At 49.4% G+C, this 15628-nt stretch carries 33 protein-coding genes and 1 pseudogene; 26 read left to right on the top strand and 8 right to left on the bottom strand.

Going from position 1 to position 15628, the window contains the following annotated elements; genetic code table 11:
- Window positions 1–82 precede the first annotated feature (82 nt).
- The 8 genes from IAI47_RS05825 to IAI47_RS05790 form a co-directional block, all read right to left on the bottom strand.
- Window positions 83–448: a hypothetical protein gene (locus IAI47_RS05825; RefSeq protein WP_187961209.1), complete on the bottom strand. Its 366-nt coding sequence runs from the start codon at window positions 446–448 to the stop codon at window positions 83–85.
- On the bottom strand, window positions 429–692 hold the full coding sequence (locus IAI47_RS05820; protein WP_187961208.1) for a DUF3850 domain-containing protein: 264 nt from the start codon (window positions 690–692) through the stop codon (window positions 429–431). Before IAI47_RS05820 ends, IAI47_RS05825 begins: the two co-directional genes overlap by 20 nt.
- Window positions 692–916: a hypothetical protein gene (locus tag IAI47_RS05815; RefSeq protein ID WP_187961207.1), complete on the bottom strand. Its 225-nt coding sequence runs from the start codon at window positions 914–916 to the stop codon at window positions 692–694. Before IAI47_RS05815 ends, IAI47_RS05820 begins: the two co-directional genes overlap by 1 nt.
- Window positions 913–1065 carry a hypothetical protein gene (locus IAI47_RS05810; RefSeq protein WP_187961206.1) on the bottom strand — a complete coding sequence of 51 codons (153 nt, stop codon included), beginning with the start codon at window positions 1063–1065 and terminating at the stop codon, window positions 913–915. Before IAI47_RS05810 ends, IAI47_RS05815 begins: the two co-directional genes overlap by 4 nt.
- The gene (locus tag IAI47_RS05805) at window positions 1058–1762 is read right to left on the bottom strand and encodes a replication protein P (RefSeq protein WP_187961205.1); all 705 of its coding nucleotides are present in this window, start codon (window positions 1760–1762) and stop codon (window positions 1058–1060) included. Before IAI47_RS05805 ends, IAI47_RS05810 begins: the two co-directional genes overlap by 8 nt.
- Complete coding sequence (locus IAI47_RS21980; protein ID WP_255527150.1) at window positions 1759–2685, bottom strand: replication protein; 927 nt, start codon at window positions 2683–2685, stop codon at window positions 1759–1761. The genes IAI47_RS05805 and IAI47_RS21980 overlap by 4 nt, the downstream gene beginning before the upstream one ends.
- Window positions 2686–2763: 78 nt before the next feature.
- A complete protein-coding gene (locus tag IAI47_RS05795; RefSeq protein WP_255527149.1) occupies window positions 2764–3066 on the bottom strand; it encodes a CII family transcriptional regulator in 303 nt (100 codons plus the stop codon).
- Window positions 3067–3178: 112 nt separating this feature from the next.
- Window positions 3179–3376, bottom strand: coding sequence for a Cro/CI family transcriptional regulator (locus IAI47_RS05790; protein ID WP_187961204.1), 198 nt, complete (start codon window positions 3374–3376; stop codon window positions 3179–3181).
- A 107-nt stretch (window positions 3377–3483) separates the two neighbouring features.
- Between IAI47_RS05790 and IAI47_RS05785 the strand changes: the two genes are divergently transcribed.
- From IAI47_RS05785 to IAI47_RS05665, 26 genes and pseudogenes are all read left to right on the top strand, one after another.
- On the top strand, window positions 3484–4194 hold the full coding sequence (locus IAI47_RS05785; protein WP_187961203.1) for a LexA family transcriptional regulator: 711 nt from the start codon (window positions 3484–3486) through the stop codon (window positions 4192–4194).
- A 201-nt stretch (window positions 4195–4395) separates the two neighbouring features.
- Window positions 4396–4794 (top strand): hypothetical protein, encoded by a 399-nt coding sequence (locus IAI47_RS05780; RefSeq protein ID WP_187961202.1) that lies wholly within the window; start codon window positions 4396–4398, stop codon window positions 4792–4794.
- A 17-nt stretch (window positions 4795–4811) separates the two neighbouring features.
- Window positions 4812–5402 carry a type II toxin-antitoxin system MqsA family antitoxin gene (locus IAI47_RS05775; RefSeq protein WP_187961201.1) on the top strand — a complete coding sequence of 197 codons (591 nt, stop codon included), beginning with the start codon at window positions 4812–4814 and terminating at the stop codon, window positions 5400–5402.
- Window positions 5402–5899, top strand: a complete 498-nt coding sequence (locus IAI47_RS05770; protein ID WP_187961200.1) for a hypothetical protein — start codon at window positions 5402–5404, stop codon at window positions 5897–5899. The genes IAI47_RS05775 and IAI47_RS05770 overlap by 1 nt, the downstream gene beginning before the upstream one ends.
- Window positions 5900–6929: 1030 nt before the next feature.
- On the top strand, window positions 6930–7163 hold the full coding sequence (locus IAI47_RS05765) for a hypothetical protein (protein WP_187961199.1): 234 nt from the start codon (window positions 6930–6932) through the stop codon (window positions 7161–7163).
- Window positions 7164–7168: 5 nt separating this feature from the next.
- Window positions 7169–7480: a hypothetical protein gene (locus IAI47_RS05760; RefSeq protein ID WP_187961272.1), complete on the top strand. Its 312-nt coding sequence runs from the start codon at window positions 7169–7171 to the stop codon at window positions 7478–7480.
- Between the two features lie 113 nt (window positions 7481–7593).
- Entirely contained in the window at window positions 7594–7893 is a 300-nt protein-coding gene (locus IAI47_RS05755) for a hypothetical protein (RefSeq protein WP_187961198.1), read from the top strand.
- A gap of 139 nt (window positions 7894–8032) precedes the next feature.
- Complete coding sequence (locus tag IAI47_RS05750; RefSeq protein ID WP_187961197.1) at window positions 8033–9004, top strand: hypothetical protein; 972 nt, start codon at window positions 8033–8035, stop codon at window positions 9002–9004.
- Window positions 9005–9030: 26 nt separating this feature from the next.
- Window positions 9031–9171 carry a protease FtsH-inhibitory lysogeny factor CIII gene (locus IAI47_RS05745; protein ID WP_187961196.1) on the top strand — a complete coding sequence of 47 codons (141 nt, stop codon included), beginning with the start codon at window positions 9031–9033 and terminating at the stop codon, window positions 9169–9171.
- Window positions 9168–9365: a DUF5444 family protein gene (locus tag IAI47_RS05740; RefSeq protein WP_187961195.1), complete on the top strand. Its 198-nt coding sequence runs from the start codon at window positions 9168–9170 to the stop codon at window positions 9363–9365. The genes IAI47_RS05745 and IAI47_RS05740 overlap by 4 nt, the downstream gene beginning before the upstream one ends.
- On the top strand, window positions 9355–9501 hold the full coding sequence (locus IAI47_RS05735) for a hypothetical protein (protein ID WP_187961194.1): 147 nt from the start codon (window positions 9355–9357) through the stop codon (window positions 9499–9501). The genes IAI47_RS05740 and IAI47_RS05735 overlap by 11 nt, the downstream gene beginning before the upstream one ends.
- The gene (locus tag IAI47_RS05730) at window positions 9501–10181 is read left to right on the top strand and encodes an ATP-binding protein (RefSeq protein ID WP_187961193.1); all 681 of its coding nucleotides are present in this window, start codon (window positions 9501–9503) and stop codon (window positions 10179–10181) included. The genes IAI47_RS05735 and IAI47_RS05730 overlap by 1 nt, the downstream gene beginning before the upstream one ends.
- Entirely contained in the window at window positions 10178–10771 is a 594-nt protein-coding gene (locus IAI47_RS05725; RefSeq protein ID WP_187961192.1) for a DUF669 domain-containing protein, read from the top strand. Before IAI47_RS05730 ends, IAI47_RS05725 begins: the two co-directional genes overlap by 4 nt.
- Window positions 10772–10794: 23 nt before the next feature.
- Window positions 10795–11103 (top strand): hypothetical protein, encoded by a 309-nt coding sequence (locus IAI47_RS05720; protein ID WP_187961191.1) that lies wholly within the window; start codon window positions 10795–10797, stop codon window positions 11101–11103.
- Between the two features lie 216 nt (window positions 11104–11319).
- Window positions 11320–11652, top strand: coding sequence for a hypothetical protein (locus IAI47_RS05715; protein ID WP_187961190.1), 333 nt, complete (start codon window positions 11320–11322; stop codon window positions 11650–11652).
- A complete protein-coding gene (locus IAI47_RS05710; protein ID WP_187961189.1) occupies window positions 11649–11894 on the top strand; it encodes a hypothetical protein in 246 nt (81 codons plus the stop codon). The genes IAI47_RS05715 and IAI47_RS05710 overlap by 4 nt, the downstream gene beginning before the upstream one ends.
- A 30-nt stretch (window positions 11895–11924) precedes the next feature.
- A complete protein-coding gene (locus IAI47_RS05705) occupies window positions 11925–12167 on the top strand; it encodes a DNA polymerase III subunit theta (RefSeq protein ID WP_187961188.1) in 243 nt (80 codons plus the stop codon).
- The gene (locus IAI47_RS05700) at window positions 12164–12448 is read left to right on the top strand and encodes a hypothetical protein (protein ID WP_187961187.1); all 285 of its coding nucleotides are present in this window, start codon (window positions 12164–12166) and stop codon (window positions 12446–12448) included. The genes IAI47_RS05705 and IAI47_RS05700 overlap by 4 nt, the downstream gene beginning before the upstream one ends.
- Before the next feature lie 128 nt (window positions 12449–12576).
- Window positions 12577–13083, top strand: a complete 507-nt coding sequence (locus IAI47_RS05695; RefSeq protein ID WP_187961186.1) for a hypothetical protein — start codon at window positions 12577–12579, stop codon at window positions 13081–13083.
- Between the two features lie 54 nt (window positions 13084–13137).
- On the top strand, window positions 13138–13344 hold the full coding sequence (locus IAI47_RS05690) for a hypothetical protein (protein WP_187961185.1): 207 nt from the start codon (window positions 13138–13140) through the stop codon (window positions 13342–13344).
- A complete protein-coding gene (locus IAI47_RS05685; protein WP_187961184.1) occupies window positions 13341–13565 on the top strand; it encodes a hypothetical protein in 225 nt (74 codons plus the stop codon). The genes IAI47_RS05690 and IAI47_RS05685 overlap by 4 nt, the downstream gene beginning before the upstream one ends.
- The gene (locus IAI47_RS05680; RefSeq protein ID WP_187961183.1) at window positions 13562–13762 is read left to right on the top strand and encodes a hypothetical protein; all 201 of its coding nucleotides are present in this window, start codon (window positions 13562–13564) and stop codon (window positions 13760–13762) included. The genes IAI47_RS05685 and IAI47_RS05680 overlap by 4 nt, the downstream gene beginning before the upstream one ends.
- Before the next feature lie 46 nt (window positions 13763–13808).
- Entirely contained in the window at window positions 13809–14288 is a 480-nt protein-coding gene (locus IAI47_RS05675) for a class I SAM-dependent methyltransferase (RefSeq protein WP_187961182.1), read from the top strand.
- Window positions 14289–14385: 97 nt separating this feature from the next.
- Complete coding sequence (locus IAI47_RS05670) at window positions 14386–14586, top strand: AlpA family transcriptional regulator (protein WP_187961181.1); 201 nt, start codon at window positions 14386–14388, stop codon at window positions 14584–14586.
- A 272-nt stretch (window positions 14587–14858) separates the two neighbouring features.
- Window positions 14859–15036, top strand: a pseudogene (locus IAI47_RS21975) (Arm DNA-binding domain-containing protein); the annotation flags it as partial.
- Between the two features lie 296 nt (window positions 15037–15332).
- Entirely contained in the window at window positions 15333–15551 is a 219-nt protein-coding gene (locus IAI47_RS05665; protein ID WP_050540853.1) for a hypothetical protein, read from the top strand.
- Window positions 15552–15628: the final 77 nt, after the last annotated feature.

Here is a 15628-nt window from a genome sequence, read left to right as displayed (position 1 = left end):
GAAGTATCCCCATTTTGATTTCTTATTCCAACTGACGCCAAACCACCATCCGCCATATCTTCCGGGAATTGGTATCTTCATATCACTGCTCTCCGTTCTGATTGGTGGCCCGCTCCGGGATGATGCGGTAGGCGATGATGTCATTTGGATGTTCATCATGCGCCCAGACAAAGTATTTACTTTTACCATTACCGCAACCGCCGTCTCGTAACTTGAATTCAATAACAACATCCTTTGACACCGGACATTTCCCACCGCCCCACGCAACCCACCCACCCCGCTCCTGCTGCTCCTGCTTCTCCTGCTTCTCCTGCTGCTCCAGTATGGGGAGTGCAATCTCAAGGGCTTGCATGTGGCGCTCTTCCTTCATGCTTATTCCGCAGGTTTCTATCCATGACTTCAGGTGGTTCAGGTCTTGCCGTGCGACTTCAGCGGTTAGCTTGTTCATTGGTGACTCCTTGATTTAACGGCGCCATGCTAAGAAGCACGTATCCCGGCAGATAGTCGCCCACGTCAGCGATGTGAGTTATGACTCGTTCGCAGGCATCGCCTGTGTAATCTCCGTTCCACTCCATGAGTAGTAACGTGTCGCCTATGCTGAATGGGCGATCGCTTTTGCGTAACTCCGCGGTTTTCAGTTCATCCAAGACGGGCGTGAAGTGCTCAGGTAAAATTTTCAGTTCGTGAATCATCAAAATCCTCCTTTTCGCTGACCTTTGGCAGGCTGCTGCTCATCTTCAGCATCGACTATCAGGTCGTGTGCCTCACGCGCCAGCATGTCGATAGCGTTCAGGTGCGCCCGGAACTGCTCTGGTTTCAGGTCTCGCTTCTTAGCCAGGTCGATGATTGCCAGTTGCAGGTTACGTGCCTGGCGCATCAGAGGCGTGTTAATTACCAGTTGAGTTACCTGTGTCATGCGGCACTCTCCCTGCCCTCAAGCCAGAAGAAAAACGCCCGGTCTACCACAACATCCTGATAGCCAAGATGTGATCGGGTCAGGTTGTGTTTGTCACCGTGAACGCTGCGATACAGCCGCTCAAAGCGTATGCGGTTCATCTCAGTCATGACGGCCACCTTTCAACCCAAAGCGGCGGCGAATGTCGGCGAGGTGGTCCAGGGCCTTTTCGTTACCGGTCGGGATGTGGAGTTGTGGAATCTGTTTGCGCGGCAGCGGGATGACTTCGCCAGCTTCAATGCGGCGGGACATCTTGCGCAGCTCATCGCCCAGGCGTTTGCGGCATTCAGAATCCGTCAGGTTGAATGAGCGCATCTGGTTGTAGACCGCTGTCACCATGTGGAAACAGGCAGGACTTTCCCAGGGAAAATCTTCGCTGCTATCGTAGATGCCACGGTCGCGACAGTACAGGCGGAACATGTCATAAATCTCTTCATCTGACGGCAGGCCAGCGGCGCGATGTTCGCCCTGCTTGCACCACTCGATAAACTGACCGGGCGACGGCAGGAATGGTGAGCCACTGGCGCGGGCCAGCTTCATGCCTGCTGACAGCTGTTGCTTATTGTGAATTCCGTTCTCGGCGAAAGCGGCGATCCACTGGCGTTTCGCTGCTGCTTCGTCGTTCGGGTTACGCCAGGCAGTGCTGACAGATGCCGGGAATACCTGCTTCAGGTTCGAAAACAGAGCGTCTACCAGGCGCTCAACGTCTTCATGCACTCCACGCTCAACCGGGCGCGGCCCATCTCCTGCAATGCGAGCCAGTGCGCCTGCATCACGGTTCTGAATTGCTGATACGAGATTTCTCATAGGAATTCATTCTCCCAGGCTTCGCGGCTGTTCCAGTGCTGAGCAGGTTGCTGAGCGACTGCCTGCCGGTTACGCCCTGGCTGGCTCATCTGCGCCCGGAGTGTGTCCCACTTGGCGCGGAGTTTTGCAGGGCTGAGGATATTGGTCTGCCAGAAGTGATCGGCGTTAGCCCACCTGAAGGTTTCGCAGATATCGTGATGCGTGACATCCTGCGATCCTCTCAGAAGGCGGACTTCGTTAGCCCAGGCAGGCCAGTTAGGGTCTTTGGCAGTTGGAGTAACAATCTTCACCCTGCTGAACATCCACTCGGCTGCCTTAAGGTCGTCAGCAGTTCCCCACTTGTCACCTTTCGGTGAATGGGTTGCTGCTTCAGGACGGATGACAGGGAGACTCTTCAGGGGTGTGTCAGAGGATTCGCCAGAATTCCCTGACGTATGTTTAATGTCTTTCTTGTCTTTAGAAGAGTGTCTTTTGTGTGTCTCTAACTTCGAGACCCCTGAAGTCTCTAACTTAGAGACATTTGAAGTCTCTGGCTTAGAGACAAAATTGCTAACTTGGAGACACTTGCTGAACTGCCACGCTGAAACCTCCTTGTTAACACCGATTTGACTCCCTTCGATTATCAGGCACTTCATAAAAATCAGTTCCTTCTTGGCCTTGTTCACGTTCTGCCGTGACAGGCCGGTAAGCTGAGCAATCTGCTCATCTGCTATGCGATCTGATTTCTTGTTGAAGCCGTATGTTTTACGAATGTAAGCCAGCATGAGCTTCAACTGACGAGCTGTTAAATCGGCGCTTGCGATAGCCTCCAGTAGTTCGTTAGCGATTCTGGTAAACCCATTATCGGTATCGACCACACGGCGCTCCACGGCCTCTGTATCAGGCCTGATTGGTGAAACGTTGTCGTAAGCGAGATTACTCACAAAGCACCTCGCCACTGTTTACATATCCAGTTAGTCCTGGCATACTTTTCTCCAGTTATTTGTGTTCGCAAATATCTATCAAGCCTCGAAGCTGTTCGCGCAGCTCGGGGCTTTTTCTTTGGTCAGTAGCTGCTCTATGCGCATCAACCGGCGCGCCATTTCAGACTCAGGTGAAACCACATCCAGATAAGCCAGCGCCAGACTCATCATCTGGAAGAAGCTGTGACGCTGCTTTCCTGATGGTCGTTTCATGCGGCTTACAGCTGCGTCATCCAGACCGAGCACCTTCGCTAATTCTCCCTGTCCACGTTCAGCCAGTTTGTTCAGTAACTGACTTTCAATCTCTCTCGCTTTTTTGCGATATGTTGCAAGTTCCATCATGTAATATTCCTTTCGTTCAATTAGTTGCGTGACATTGCGGTGAGCAAGTCACTTGGGTTTTGCTCCGACATTTCGGTGGGAGCGGGGTCAGAGTTTTAAAGAGCGGTGCCGCTTATGCAGCGGCAGTTTTGCTACTTGGGAAAGGTCGATGCTCTTCAGCTACTACACGCCCATCTGGCAGCGTGATAATGAAGATCCTTCGGCCTACCCTTACTGCTTTACTGATTGCCGTCTGGTGAACACCGAGGATGTCGGCGGCCTTTGCTTGCCCGTTCTCCGTGACGTAATCAGCGAGAGTTACCTTTTTCATCGGTTTCCTCCGAGTGATTACCGATGAATCAATAATACTACAAGTATTAAATATATCAATACTTGCGGTATTTCATTTTTTAATAACTTGGGTATTAGAATCCGGGGATGGAAAAAAAACGTGAACTGACCACAGAGCAGATCTCAGACGCCACGCGTTTGAAAGCTCTCTATGAGTCAAAGAAGAAATCGCTGGGATTAACTCAGCAGCATATAGCTGACGCTCTGGACATTACCCAGGGCGGCGTCGGACATTACCTGAATGGAAGGAACCCGCTCAACATATCTGTGGCTTCTGTCTTTGCAAAGATGCTCCAATGCTCTATTGCGGACTTTAGCCCCTCACTGGCAAAAGAAGCCAGCAGCTACGCTTCCGCTGCAGATGGTAACGTTTCAAACCCTCGGGACTACAAGCCCACTGCGCGCTACCCCGTTCTAAGCAAGGTTCAGGCTGGCTCATGGGATGAAGCCTGCGAACCCTATACGATAAAGGATGTCGATATGTGGCTTGAATCTGACGCACATACGCAGGGAGATGCTTTCTGGTTGCAGGTAGAAGGTGATTCGATGACGGCTCCTATTGGGTTGAGCATACCAGCAGGAACGTACGTTCTGTTCGATACTGGCCGTGAGGCGGTGAATGGCAGCCTGGTCGTGGCAAAGCTGACCGACGACAACGAAGCTACGTTTAAGAAGCTCATCATTGACGGCAGCCAGAAGTATCTGAAAGGCCTGAACCCTCAGTGGCCTATGGTGCCGGTGAACGGTAACTGTAAGGTACTGGGTGTAGCGATTGAGACCAAGATGAAATTGGTTTAACAATCAAGGTCAAGTCAAGCCTTACTAATCACCTGGCTGATAAAGAATTCCTCTAATTGAAACATAAGATTTTTTACTAAAAAAAAACCAACTTGTGCCGATAAAGTCCCTAATCTGAGATTGAGTTATTCCAGTCAGGATTGTCTCAAAATCATACATTTTTTTATAATTGAGGCTAGACTTACCATTATGGTAACACGTATGATTCTAAGCCGTTACTGTGATGACCCGCCAGAAGAGGCAGGTTCACGCGAAATCAGCGGAGGTCCGCTCTACCCTGACATTGTTGATATCATTGATAAATGTACGGTCGTTGCCTGGACTAAGAAGTGTATACGCGATGTCAGAGAGATGTCATTCGATGAACAGCAGATTTCTATTTGGATTGCGAGGGCAGTTAAGACCGGACGCTTTAAAGGTTCAATGTGGTGTGAAGGCAATAAAGAAGGTGTTTGGGCGGCATGCGATTCCTATGTAGTTACAGACTGCCAATGGAACGAGAATGCAGGAAAAGAGCTTTCTTGCGATTACTACATTAAGTTTTTTTTGAACAAAGGTGGGACTGTAGTTATGACAGTTTCATTTCATCTATCTAATTAATAGATAGGAGCAGCACAATGAAATCAAAAAATGGATGCCCTGTTTGCTTGGAAGGTACCCTGACAGTTTGTCACGAACAACAGCCTGTGAGCTACAAGGGTGAAACGAAGCTACTGCCCTTACGTTTCTCGGTATGCGACTGCTGTGCTTCTGAGTTAGCACTTGCGTTAGACCTTCGTGAGAATAAGCGCATTTCAAATGAGTTTAAAAAGCAGGTTGATAGGTTACTGACCGGCTGTCAACTGCGCACGATCCGCAATGAAATCTGGGGAATAACTCAACAACAGGCCTCTAAGATTTTTGGTGGCGGCTCTAAAGCATTTTCAAAGTATGAATCCGAAGATGTGATTCAGTCCGAAGCAATGGACAAGCTAATGCGAGTTGCTAGCGCGCTGCCCGAAGCCTTTGATCTCCTCAAACAAATGGCTGGAGAACAGCTCATTGTCGAAAAATCTATAACAGTTAAATCTTCAGTTGCTACCTGGACAGAAAGCTCTACAGAGTACCGCACTGATGAAGCAAATGAAGCGCCTAGCTTAGCAATGCAGCCCAGTGTTGATTTGCACTACTCAGAGAAGAAAAACTGGCGAGTCAGGAAAGTGGCATAATGAGTAAACTGCTCAAATCTGCAATTGATAACTTAGCAATTGCAAACATAGCTTTAAGAAGTTCTAGCACTGAATTTACCGACGGGTATAATCACTTAAATATCAGGGATTTACCAAAGAAAACGCAGTCTTTTAGATCGATTATTAAAATTGAAGCTATAGAGATGGTTTCTCCCGGACAAGAAGAACAAACCAAGATTTTCTACTGCTTCCACTACAGAGTCGGGTCTAGGGTGGTAACGGCCAAAAATGATGAAGAACCTGAGCATGAAGTTGTATTGACAATTGAAGCTTGTTTCGAAGCTTTATACCAAGCAAAAAAAGAACTTAGCAAAGATGAACTTGAAGCTTTTGCAGCCAGAAATGTAGGTTACAACGTTTGGCCTTATTGGCGCGAATATTTGCAAAGTACATGTTCTCGCATGAGCATAATCCCGATAAAAGTTCCATTCTATAAATTTAAAGAAGAGTCTGACCTGCCTAGCAAGGATGAGTAACTCTTCGATAATTTAAAGCCCGCCACCGAGCGGGCTTTTTTGTGCCTACTAAACCTCGCAATCAAGCCTCCTGATGGCTAAAGTTTCTGCAGTAATTGACGATGATCTGATTGAGCACCAGAGATGCTCAAGTACTTCTACTTTGAATGCAATGTAACGATTTGCCCGCGTTCTGCGGGCTTTTTTTCATGACAAATTGAGAGTGAAATTTTTTACCGCTTACGCTTGTCATCTATGCGATAAGCCCTACCCTTTAGCCTGTTGTGAGAAAGCTGGCGCTCCTACCGCCAAGTGATGTGATGCACGGTTGGCTTGCCATGCATCATGTTCACAACATTAGAAGCCACTTAAGAGTTTCATAATCTTCACCGCGATTTATGCCTGCTACCCGCCTCGGGTGCAGGTATTTTTTTACCCAAAATACACATCGTGCTTTCTCTAAAATATTGTTTATTCCTTCACTATTAATCACCGCCTGAAGCTGTATTGTGTGCCTGTCAGCCGAAGCTGACGCTACGATTTTCCTTTCTTGTCACAATTCATGCCTGCGTAACGCGGGCTTTTTTGTGCCTGCAGATCCCACTTCGCAAAAATAAATCACCTTTAAAATCACATAATTAATACTTTTGGTATTTATTTTAATACTCATGGTATTGCTATTTATTAATACCGCTAGTATTGTTAATCCCATCAGCAGGACGCAGTAACCAACAGGATGTTGGGTCGCTCTTTAACATTGATGGGGTTTATCTCCGCCGAAATGCGGGGAACCAAAGTGAAGTTGGCTTTGGGATTGGATGAATACCTGCGCCAACAGGTTCACGTACGGGAAATAGCTACCTGGGCAACACAGGCGGCCGTATCGAAAGCGAATAGCCGTAAAGGCTAACGGCCAGACCCGCTTGATGCTGGTGAATTAACACCCTACCCCGATCATCGGGATGTCGTAAAACGTAGGCTGGTTTGAGTCCAGCTAAGCCGGAGAAGGCACCGGTCATCCAATCACCTAAGCCAATTACCGGAGGTACACATGACAATCGTAATGACCATTCTGGCCTCTGATAACTCCAGAAATCGCCGCAGGGCAAAACGTGCAGCTGAGCGTGAGCAGGTTGCAGGCCAACAGCACATCACCCGCATCGAGAAGGCTTGCTCCTCCCCTTCTCTGCGTGACAGGCATGAGAGCACATCACAGTGCTTACCGGAGATAGCCATTTTTGCAGCTGGCTATCGCAACTCAAAAGACATCGTAACGGCGAGGTGATCAATATGGCACTTGACCACGGCATGCTTAATGTCCCGCTGGATAAGCGCGGAAACTTCCACAAAGAGCTGGATGACCATCTGGCATCAAAGAAGCGCTGCAAAGAGGATGAGCTATTCATCCGCAAGACGGCCTTCAACGATGCCAAGTCACAAGCGCAGCATCTTTATCTGAAGCTGGATAACGACTTAGTCAGGGCTGAAGCAAAGCGCCGCGGCATGAAGCTGAGCGAGCTCAGGGAGGTGCTGAAAGATATCAGAGATTTCAAACCAAAGCAGGCGCCTGTTGCGTTTGCACCATTCATTAAGGCTGCCTAACCCGCAGCCTTTTTCTTATCTGGAGGCACCATGTTAAGCGCGTCTGATTATGAATTTGGCTGGTTTGTGTTTGGCGTGCTGATGGTGCTGGGGTTTATAGCAGGAGGTTGAAGATGCAAAAGCCAATTGAAGTGACTCAACTCGATATCGCGTTTGGTGGAAAGGCAATGAAGATTCTTCCAGCCTACTCATCAATACCGAGTGAGTTTAAAAAAGATTCCAACAAGTGGAGTCAGCTGGTTAGCAAGTGGTTCTTCGGCGGCCTAAATAAGAGTGAGTGGCCGAAAGCAAAGGATGGCATCAACTGGAACCTGGCAATGCTGAATATCCAGGCGTGTCTTTCATGCTTCGAGCCAAAGCACGAACACAAAATTGCTGGCGCGGCTTACCTCGCTTCGCAGTGGTTTGAGTGACACCGTAAAACTGTCTGCTTAGACGGCTTTGAGGTGCTACGCACCAACGCTGAGGTTTCAGCAGGATAGATAACCAGAACGTTTCAACCCTCGGGGCCGCAATGACCCCTTCTTTTTGCCCAAAATTCAGGAGAAGGAAATGACTGAGACCACCAATTTAGCAGTGCTGGAGATTAAACCTGAACAGGCTCCGGCACTGTATGTACCAAACGGCCTCGACGCTTACCTTGAGCAGATTCGCCAGCAGGTTAACGAAGTGCCTGACCTGAGCACCGCAAAAGGCCGGGCGCGTGTCGCATCACTGGCGGCGCAGGTATCGCGCAGCAAGGTAGCTATCGAAAAGCCTGGTCGCGACTACCTGAAGCGCCTGAAGGAGCTACCTAAAGATGTAGAGGCTGAGCTTCGCCGTTGGGTTACTGAGTGCGACACGTTGCGTGATGAAGTGCGCCGCCCCCTTACCGAGTGGGAAGCGGAGCAGGAGCGCATCGCAGCAGAAAAGGCTGCTGAAGATGAGCGCCTGCGCATTGAAGCGGAGCAGCAAGCCGCTGCAGAAGCCCTTAAAAAGCAGATTGAATCCGATCACGAAATGGCGCTGCTGCTGAACGACAAGTTCGACCGTGACGCTGCAGAAGCAAAAGCCGAAGCAGAGCGCCAGCGCGCCGCACACGAAGAAGAGATTCGCCGTCAGGCTGCTGAACAGGCCCGCATCGAAACAGAAAAGGCAGCGCAGCGTGAACGTGATGCAGCGGCTAAGCGTGAAGCCGATCTGCAGGCTGCCAAGGAAAAGGCTGAGGCCGACGCTAAAACAGCACAGGAGCGAGCTGAACGACAGGCACAGGAAGCGCGCGAGAAAGCTGAGCATGAAAAGCAGGCAGCTATTGAGGCTGAGCAACGCAAAGCCCGTGAAGCCGAAGCCGCTCGCCTGGCTGAAGAGAAACGCATTGCTGATGAAGCCGCCGCCCGTGCAGCCAACGAGAAGCATCGCAAAGCGATTGGCGCAGGGATTGTCACCGCGCTATTGGGACACACCAGCCTTACTCGTGAGCAGGCCATCGAAGTCCTGGTTGCTCTGAAAGACAACAAAATCCCACATACCGGCATCACTTACTAATACCCACCAACACCAAGGAACCCACGATGAACTATGCCATCGCGGGCGGCGCCATCGTGGGCGCTGCTCAGCTAGACGAATCACTGCTCGACACCATTACCCGCCGCCTCCGCACTGGCTGGCGCAACCTTATCGACAATCTGAATCAGAAGGTGAATTCGCTATGACCATTATCCCAGTGAACGGAACCGTTCTGGTTCAGCAAGGTTGCAGCCACTTCAACAAGCTGTACGAAGAAGCATTTCCTGACACGAAGGAAGGTATGCACAAGGCCTATGAGTGGGCCTCTGTGATTTCTTTGGGCTGGCACTCGTGTCAGGACGATGACTGGAATAAGAGGTTCAACAACCATGCAGCATAACGAAGATGAATTTGTCGCACTGATGCGCGGCATGCTTGGCGATTTAGCTGAGCCAATGACATACGAGCAAGCTGCAATGGATGCGGCGGCTGATTACCGTACGGAGCAGCAGGCAGAGCAAATGGGGATTAACTGATGGGTACAGCGACACTAATTCTCGGCGAGTCAGGCACGGGCAAATCGACCAGCCTTCGTAATATTGACCCATCCATAACGATGCTGATTAAACCGGTTGGCAAGCCTTTGCCATTTAAGTCGAAGGATTGGCTGCCGTGGGATAAGGAAAAAAAGACAGGTACTGTCGTCGCGACAGATAAGTCAGATGCCATTGTGAATGTTATTAAGTGGGCTCACCACCTCGGCAAGCGGATCGTCATCATCGACGATTTCCAGTACGTGATGAGTAACGAATTCATGCGCCGTTCCGAAGAGAAATCCTTCGATAAATTTACCGAAATCGGCCGGCACGCATGGGACATCATCAAAGCTGCTCAGGACGCTCCTGATGACCTTCGCGTTTACTTCATGGCTCACACTGAAGAGACGCAGATGGGCCGCGTGAAGATGAAGACGATCGGCAAGATGCTGGACGAGAAAATTACCGTTGAAGGCATGTTCACCATCGTTCTGCGCACGCTCACCCGCGATGAGCAATTCTTCTTCACTACCAAGAATAACGGTGCCGATACGGTCAAATCACCGATGGGCATGTTTGAAACCAACGAAATCGACAATGACCTGGCTTTCGTGGATGCGACCATCTGCGACTACTGGGGGTTATCCAATGTTCACAACCTGAAGGAATCAGCCGCATGAGTAATGTTATTTTCACCTACAACCACGAAGCAGCATTAACCGCCGGTCAGGGCGGCTTCATCAATGAGTCTGGCGCATACGTCCTGACAATTACTGAGGCGGCCCTGACAACCTCGCAAGGCGGCGCAAAAGCCATTGAGTTCTCTGGCGAGGCCGATGACGGGCGCAAGGTGCAGTATCTCAGCGTCTATGTTTCCAAAAAGGACGGCAGCGACAATACCTTCGGCGTGAATATGATCCACGCCATCATGGGTTGCGCCGGGGTCAAGCAACTGACTAACCAGATGAAGGACGCCAAGACATTCGTAGCACCAGAGTTTGCTGGCAAGAAAGTCGGCCTGGTACTGCAGAAAGTCCTCCGCAGCAAAAATGACGGCTCGGATACGTACGGGCTGGAGATTCGCCTTCCATTCATCGTCCAAACCAGACAGACGCTTCTGGAGAAGGCTGAAGGCAAAAATGCTGAGGCGGTCGATCGAATGGTTGCCGGCCTGAAAGACAAAGATGAACGCAAGAAAGGCGGCGGCCAGCATTCAGGCGACTACGGCAACTACCCTCAGCAAGACGACTCAGGCTTTACCCCTTTCTAACACCTACCAATAAGGCACCGACCATGAACCTCACCGAACCTTCGGCGGACTCTGCACGCCCTGATGAAACGCAATCACAGCGTTTGCATCGGCTGGCTATGCAGGACGCACAGCAGCAGATTGCCGCCCGGTACGGTGAGCGGTGCCGGATTGAATCGCGCACAACGGAATTACTGGAGACGCGGCGCAGGGAGCGCGCCACGAAGGAATATGCACGACAAGCAGCCTTCTATCCGCAACTGCCACGCATCGTTATGACGAAACCTGATGTCGTCTGGAATGACTATCAGACAGAGCTGCGCGGCCGCTTTGGTGCTGTGGTGCAGGACTAACTATTTTCGCCGCGGCATTGAGCCTGACAGCGGCATAAGGGGTAAGAGAATGAGTGCACATTGCGAAAATTGCGGCTGCCGTAAGGTTTCCGGCTACTGCACAAACTGTCAGGAGGAAGCGTATATCGCCTTTGAGCAGGCACCTGATATGCAGTTCAGCGAAGAGTTCATGCAGAAAGCATGGGAACAAGAATCACAACGCGCAGGAGAGCCATCATGACAAACGAAGAGAAGCAGGCGCTGATTGAATTTGCTGAAAGCGTTTTAGCTAACTATGAAAGCGGCAGTTATATGGCCGGGACAAAAAGCGAAGAGTTAATTCGCATCGCACTCGCCGCCCTGACCGCGCAGCCGGTTAAGTTGCCAAATCCTCAAGCATATTTCACCTGGCATTATGGAGGAAATGCGCCAGATGATTTTTACGAGGATGTGCAGATATCTCGTCACCATGATGAAAAAAGCGTAGATGGGACAGATCTGTATCCGGTCTATTCACAGCATGAAGTTATTGCCGCCATCCGTGCAGCAGGCTATGAGGTGCAGGAATGATTAGTGATGAGAGGCTGGAAGAGCTGGGCGATGACAATACCATTTGCAAAGTCAGCTGGGATGAGCGCGTGGAAATGGCTCGGGAGCTACTGGCGCTGCGTAAGGCGTTTAGTGAAACAGCTGTTTACGAGGCTGAAATCAACGGAGTCATGTCATCAGTGACGAAGTCGCATTATGAAGACTGCAAAAAATACGGTGTAAAAACGCGAGAGCTAATCGTCAAGCCCACCCCGCCCCAATAAGCGATATACTCCCCACAGGAGGACATCGCTATGTCACACAACTTAGCAGCACGCAGCAGAGAAGAGCGCGACAGGATTAACGTGGATTTAGCCGCGTCAGGAGTCGCATACAAGGAGCGTATGAATCAGCCTGTTATCCCGCATGAAGTGGAGATGCAGCAGCCTGAAGCAATGAGGGAGTATTTCAGGGAAAGATTGCAGCATTACAGGAACGTTGCTCTGCAGTTCCCGCGCGGCACGGACCCGGTTTATTTTAAGGAGGAAGGAAAATGAAAAACTACGTGCAGATGGATTTAGATGAGTTCCGTCAAAATAATCTGCCTCTTTATGATCAAATCAGGAAGGATGCAGGCAAGCAATCAGATGCACTAGGCATTTCAGTGCCTGAGTTCATCGAATGGAAGCTGAGAGAGGCACATGCAGAGCATCTGCTTAGCATGGGCGTTCAAAATCCATTTGAGTATTGCGTTGATAAGCATGAGCACGACAGCGCCCTTGCCTTAAAAATTATTGATGAGCACAGGAAGGAGATGGCTCGCTGTCTTGGTGAATAGTCACCGCACTAATCCCATAAAACCGCCCACTGAGGCGGTTTTTAAGTCCACACGACTAAAGTTCTACCGCGAAGAGTCGATGAAGTTTTCACGGGATCGGACCCGGTTTATCAAAGGGAGGATAAAATTTGAGCTGGCACCATGGAGACTACATCAATCTGATTTCATCTATTGGGGGATTAGGATCAGCGGTATTCGCTGCATATGCTACTTACCAAGCAAGGAAATCAACTGAAATTTCAAAAATGTCTTTAATAAGATCCGAGAGGCAAAGCGAAGTTTCAAGATTAATGGATGAGCTTGTCAGATTCGCGGAAAGGTGCAACTTATGCCTTGGTGAAGACGGACATGTTAAGGAAAACATCGAGAGTATCAACGAGGTTGTAGCAGCTTGTCATTATGCCTTCCTTGCCATAGAGAATTCTGGTTTAGATAAAAAAGATATAGATCTACTGATTCAATTCTTTATCCGCCAATTAAGACCTGGCATAAATGGAGAATTTGAACATGGGTATGTAGTGCTTAAACTTGGAATGGCTAAAACTGATAAGGATCTGCGTACGCTGTATCGGAGAATTCAGGGGTATCTTGACCTAGACGATCCGGTGGATATACCTGAGCCGGGCAATATTTAAATCGCCAACCACCCTAGCGGTGGTTTTTTTACGCCCAAATTTCGGAGGTAGAACATGTCTGACGAATTAGACCAGGCCGCTGAGCTCGAGGAGCTGGAGCGCAATATCGCGCTGGCTAACCGCAAGCATCCGGAGATGCAGTTTAACGGCGCCTGCTATTACTGCGAAGAGGCGGTGCAGGCAGGATGCTTCTGTTCACCTGAATGCTGTGAGGATTTCCAGCGCATTGAGCGCGCTAAGCAGCATCGCAAGGTGGCATGACGCCGGTAGCGGAGAACGTGCTAAGGGCCGTAGCGCGTAAGTGCAGGAGCGAAATCATCAAAGCCATTGACGGCAGACCCAAGAAAGAACACGACCGCATCATCACCACCCTTCTCGATAAACACGCCAAATTAATCACCGCCCTGCCGCCTGACACGTTTCCAGCAAAGCTATGGCTGAGCTATTACGTGCGGCAGGTGGATAAGGAGATAAGACAGTGACGGACGAAGAATTAGTATCAGCCGCAATCGAACTGGCGGGAAAGTTTTACGAAATGCACGGATATCGACACCGTCCTGGCTTCAAATATTATGAATCTCCGCACCCTCAAGAGCAGCTGATGTGGCAAATGGCGTGCAAAGCATTCGAAGACCTTCGTGATACAGATATAGAAGACGCCCTTTCCAGCATTGAGTAACCCCCACCCACCCTATTCACTATCGCGCTCTGCGTGAGGAGTTGTTATGTCTGAAGTAAGCATATTGGACATGTGCTGCGGTTCGCGCATGTTCTGGATGGATAAGCAGGATGACCGCGCGTTGTTCAGCGACCGCCGGGAAGAACAACATGTTTTATGTGATGGACGCACGCTGCAAATAAGCCCCGACATCATTGCCGACTTTCGCGCTCTTCCTTTCGCGGATAACACTTTTGCCCAAGTGGTGTTTGATCCGCCTCATCTGGAGCGCGTAGGCGACAATGCATGGATGAAAAAGAAGTATGGCGCTTTGGATAGGAAGACGTGGACAGACGATATTCGCGCTGGGTTCGCTGAGGCATTCAGGGTATTGCGGCCACACGGCACTCTTATCTTCAAATGGAATGAAACGCAGATTCCAGTAGGTAAGGTCATCGTCCTCACCGAGCATAAGCCGACAATCTGGCAACGCACCGGCAAGAGTGACAAAACTCACTGGATTCTCTTTCTGAAGCCTGCAGCATGAACACCATCCACGACATCTCCCCCGACGAGTTCACCCTGTGGCTCGTCGTTTTTATTTGCATCGTGCTGGTCTGGAACTGGCCGTATAAGGAGTAGATATGGAATTACGTGACGATTCCCTTGTTGACATGAAATTCATGGTGAGTGATTCTGGCTTCACCGATCGGTACTTCTACAAGCAAATCCAGAAAGGCAATCTGCCGCCGCCGAAAAAATACGGTCGGTCATCTCGCTGGGAATACAAAGATTACAAATGCTGGAAACAGTCATGCGGGCAGCCAATGAAGTCCGCCGCGTGACGCTTTGTGGGCACATCTGCGGGCACAATAAAAATCACATCCGAAATATCCATTCAGAATCAACCCCCTGCGCACCGTATTTGGTGTTTGCAGGGGACACCATATGCCTGTCTCTCAACGTCAACTTTATCCATTCCATTCAGTAAGTTAATTCAATTCTATAGTCTACCTGCGTCTCCAGCAGGCTCACAAAATCCACAGTGTTATGTTGGTATAATTGTTAGTATGTTTGGTTCGATAATGCAGATACCATCAGCCGGAGATTTTTTACTATGCCACTCACTGAGTTAAAGGTAAGGAATTCAAAGGCTGCTGCGAAGCCTGTCAAAATGACAGACGGTAATGGTATGCATCTTTTTATTACCCCCACACGGTTCCAAATACTGGCGTTTTCAGTATCGCTTTGGCAGCAAACAAAAGATTCTTGCTCTCGGTGTTTATCCTGAGGTTTGACCTGCTCCCCGTTGATAAACACGCCGCGATGTTAGTAATGTCTTCATAAGCCACATGAGGACATCCCCATGAACGCGGGATCCGCGATAAGGAAATGCAGTTAAAGCAGTGGTGTGAAATTTTCGACCAGATCCTCAACAAATCCATAGCAAAATAATGAGCACCAAAATCATATAAGGAATTAAAAATGAATAGATTTTCAACAGTTGCAGCCCTGTCTTTAGCAGTTTTGCTTACCGGCTGCGACAGCAAACCCTCCTCTTCCGAAATCCAGAAAGCTATGCAGGACAACATTGAGCGCACAAACCAGACAGCGATTCGGTGAGAATAGCAAAGACATGCTCACGACTCTAAACCAAGCTGATAAGGTTTCCTGTAAGGAGTCAGAGGAAAAAGGGAAATACCTTTGCAAAGTGGATACTGATATAAAACTACCCATGATGGGCGAGAAGCAAACTGTAGCTGAATTTAAATTCATTAAAAACGATGGTAACTGGAAAGTGTCACCGTAACCTAACGCATCAATCTACAATAGAAATTCTTAGAAAAATCCCGAAGGAAAGCTATTTTATTCAATTGCAGCGCCAGA

It is taken from the genome of Pantoea sp. MT58 (genome assembly GCF_014495885.1).
GTDB lineage: Bacteria > Pseudomonadota > Gammaproteobacteria > Enterobacterales > Enterobacteriaceae > Pantoea > Pantoea eucalypti.
This window is presented reverse-complemented; position numbering and strand designations above follow the sequence as displayed.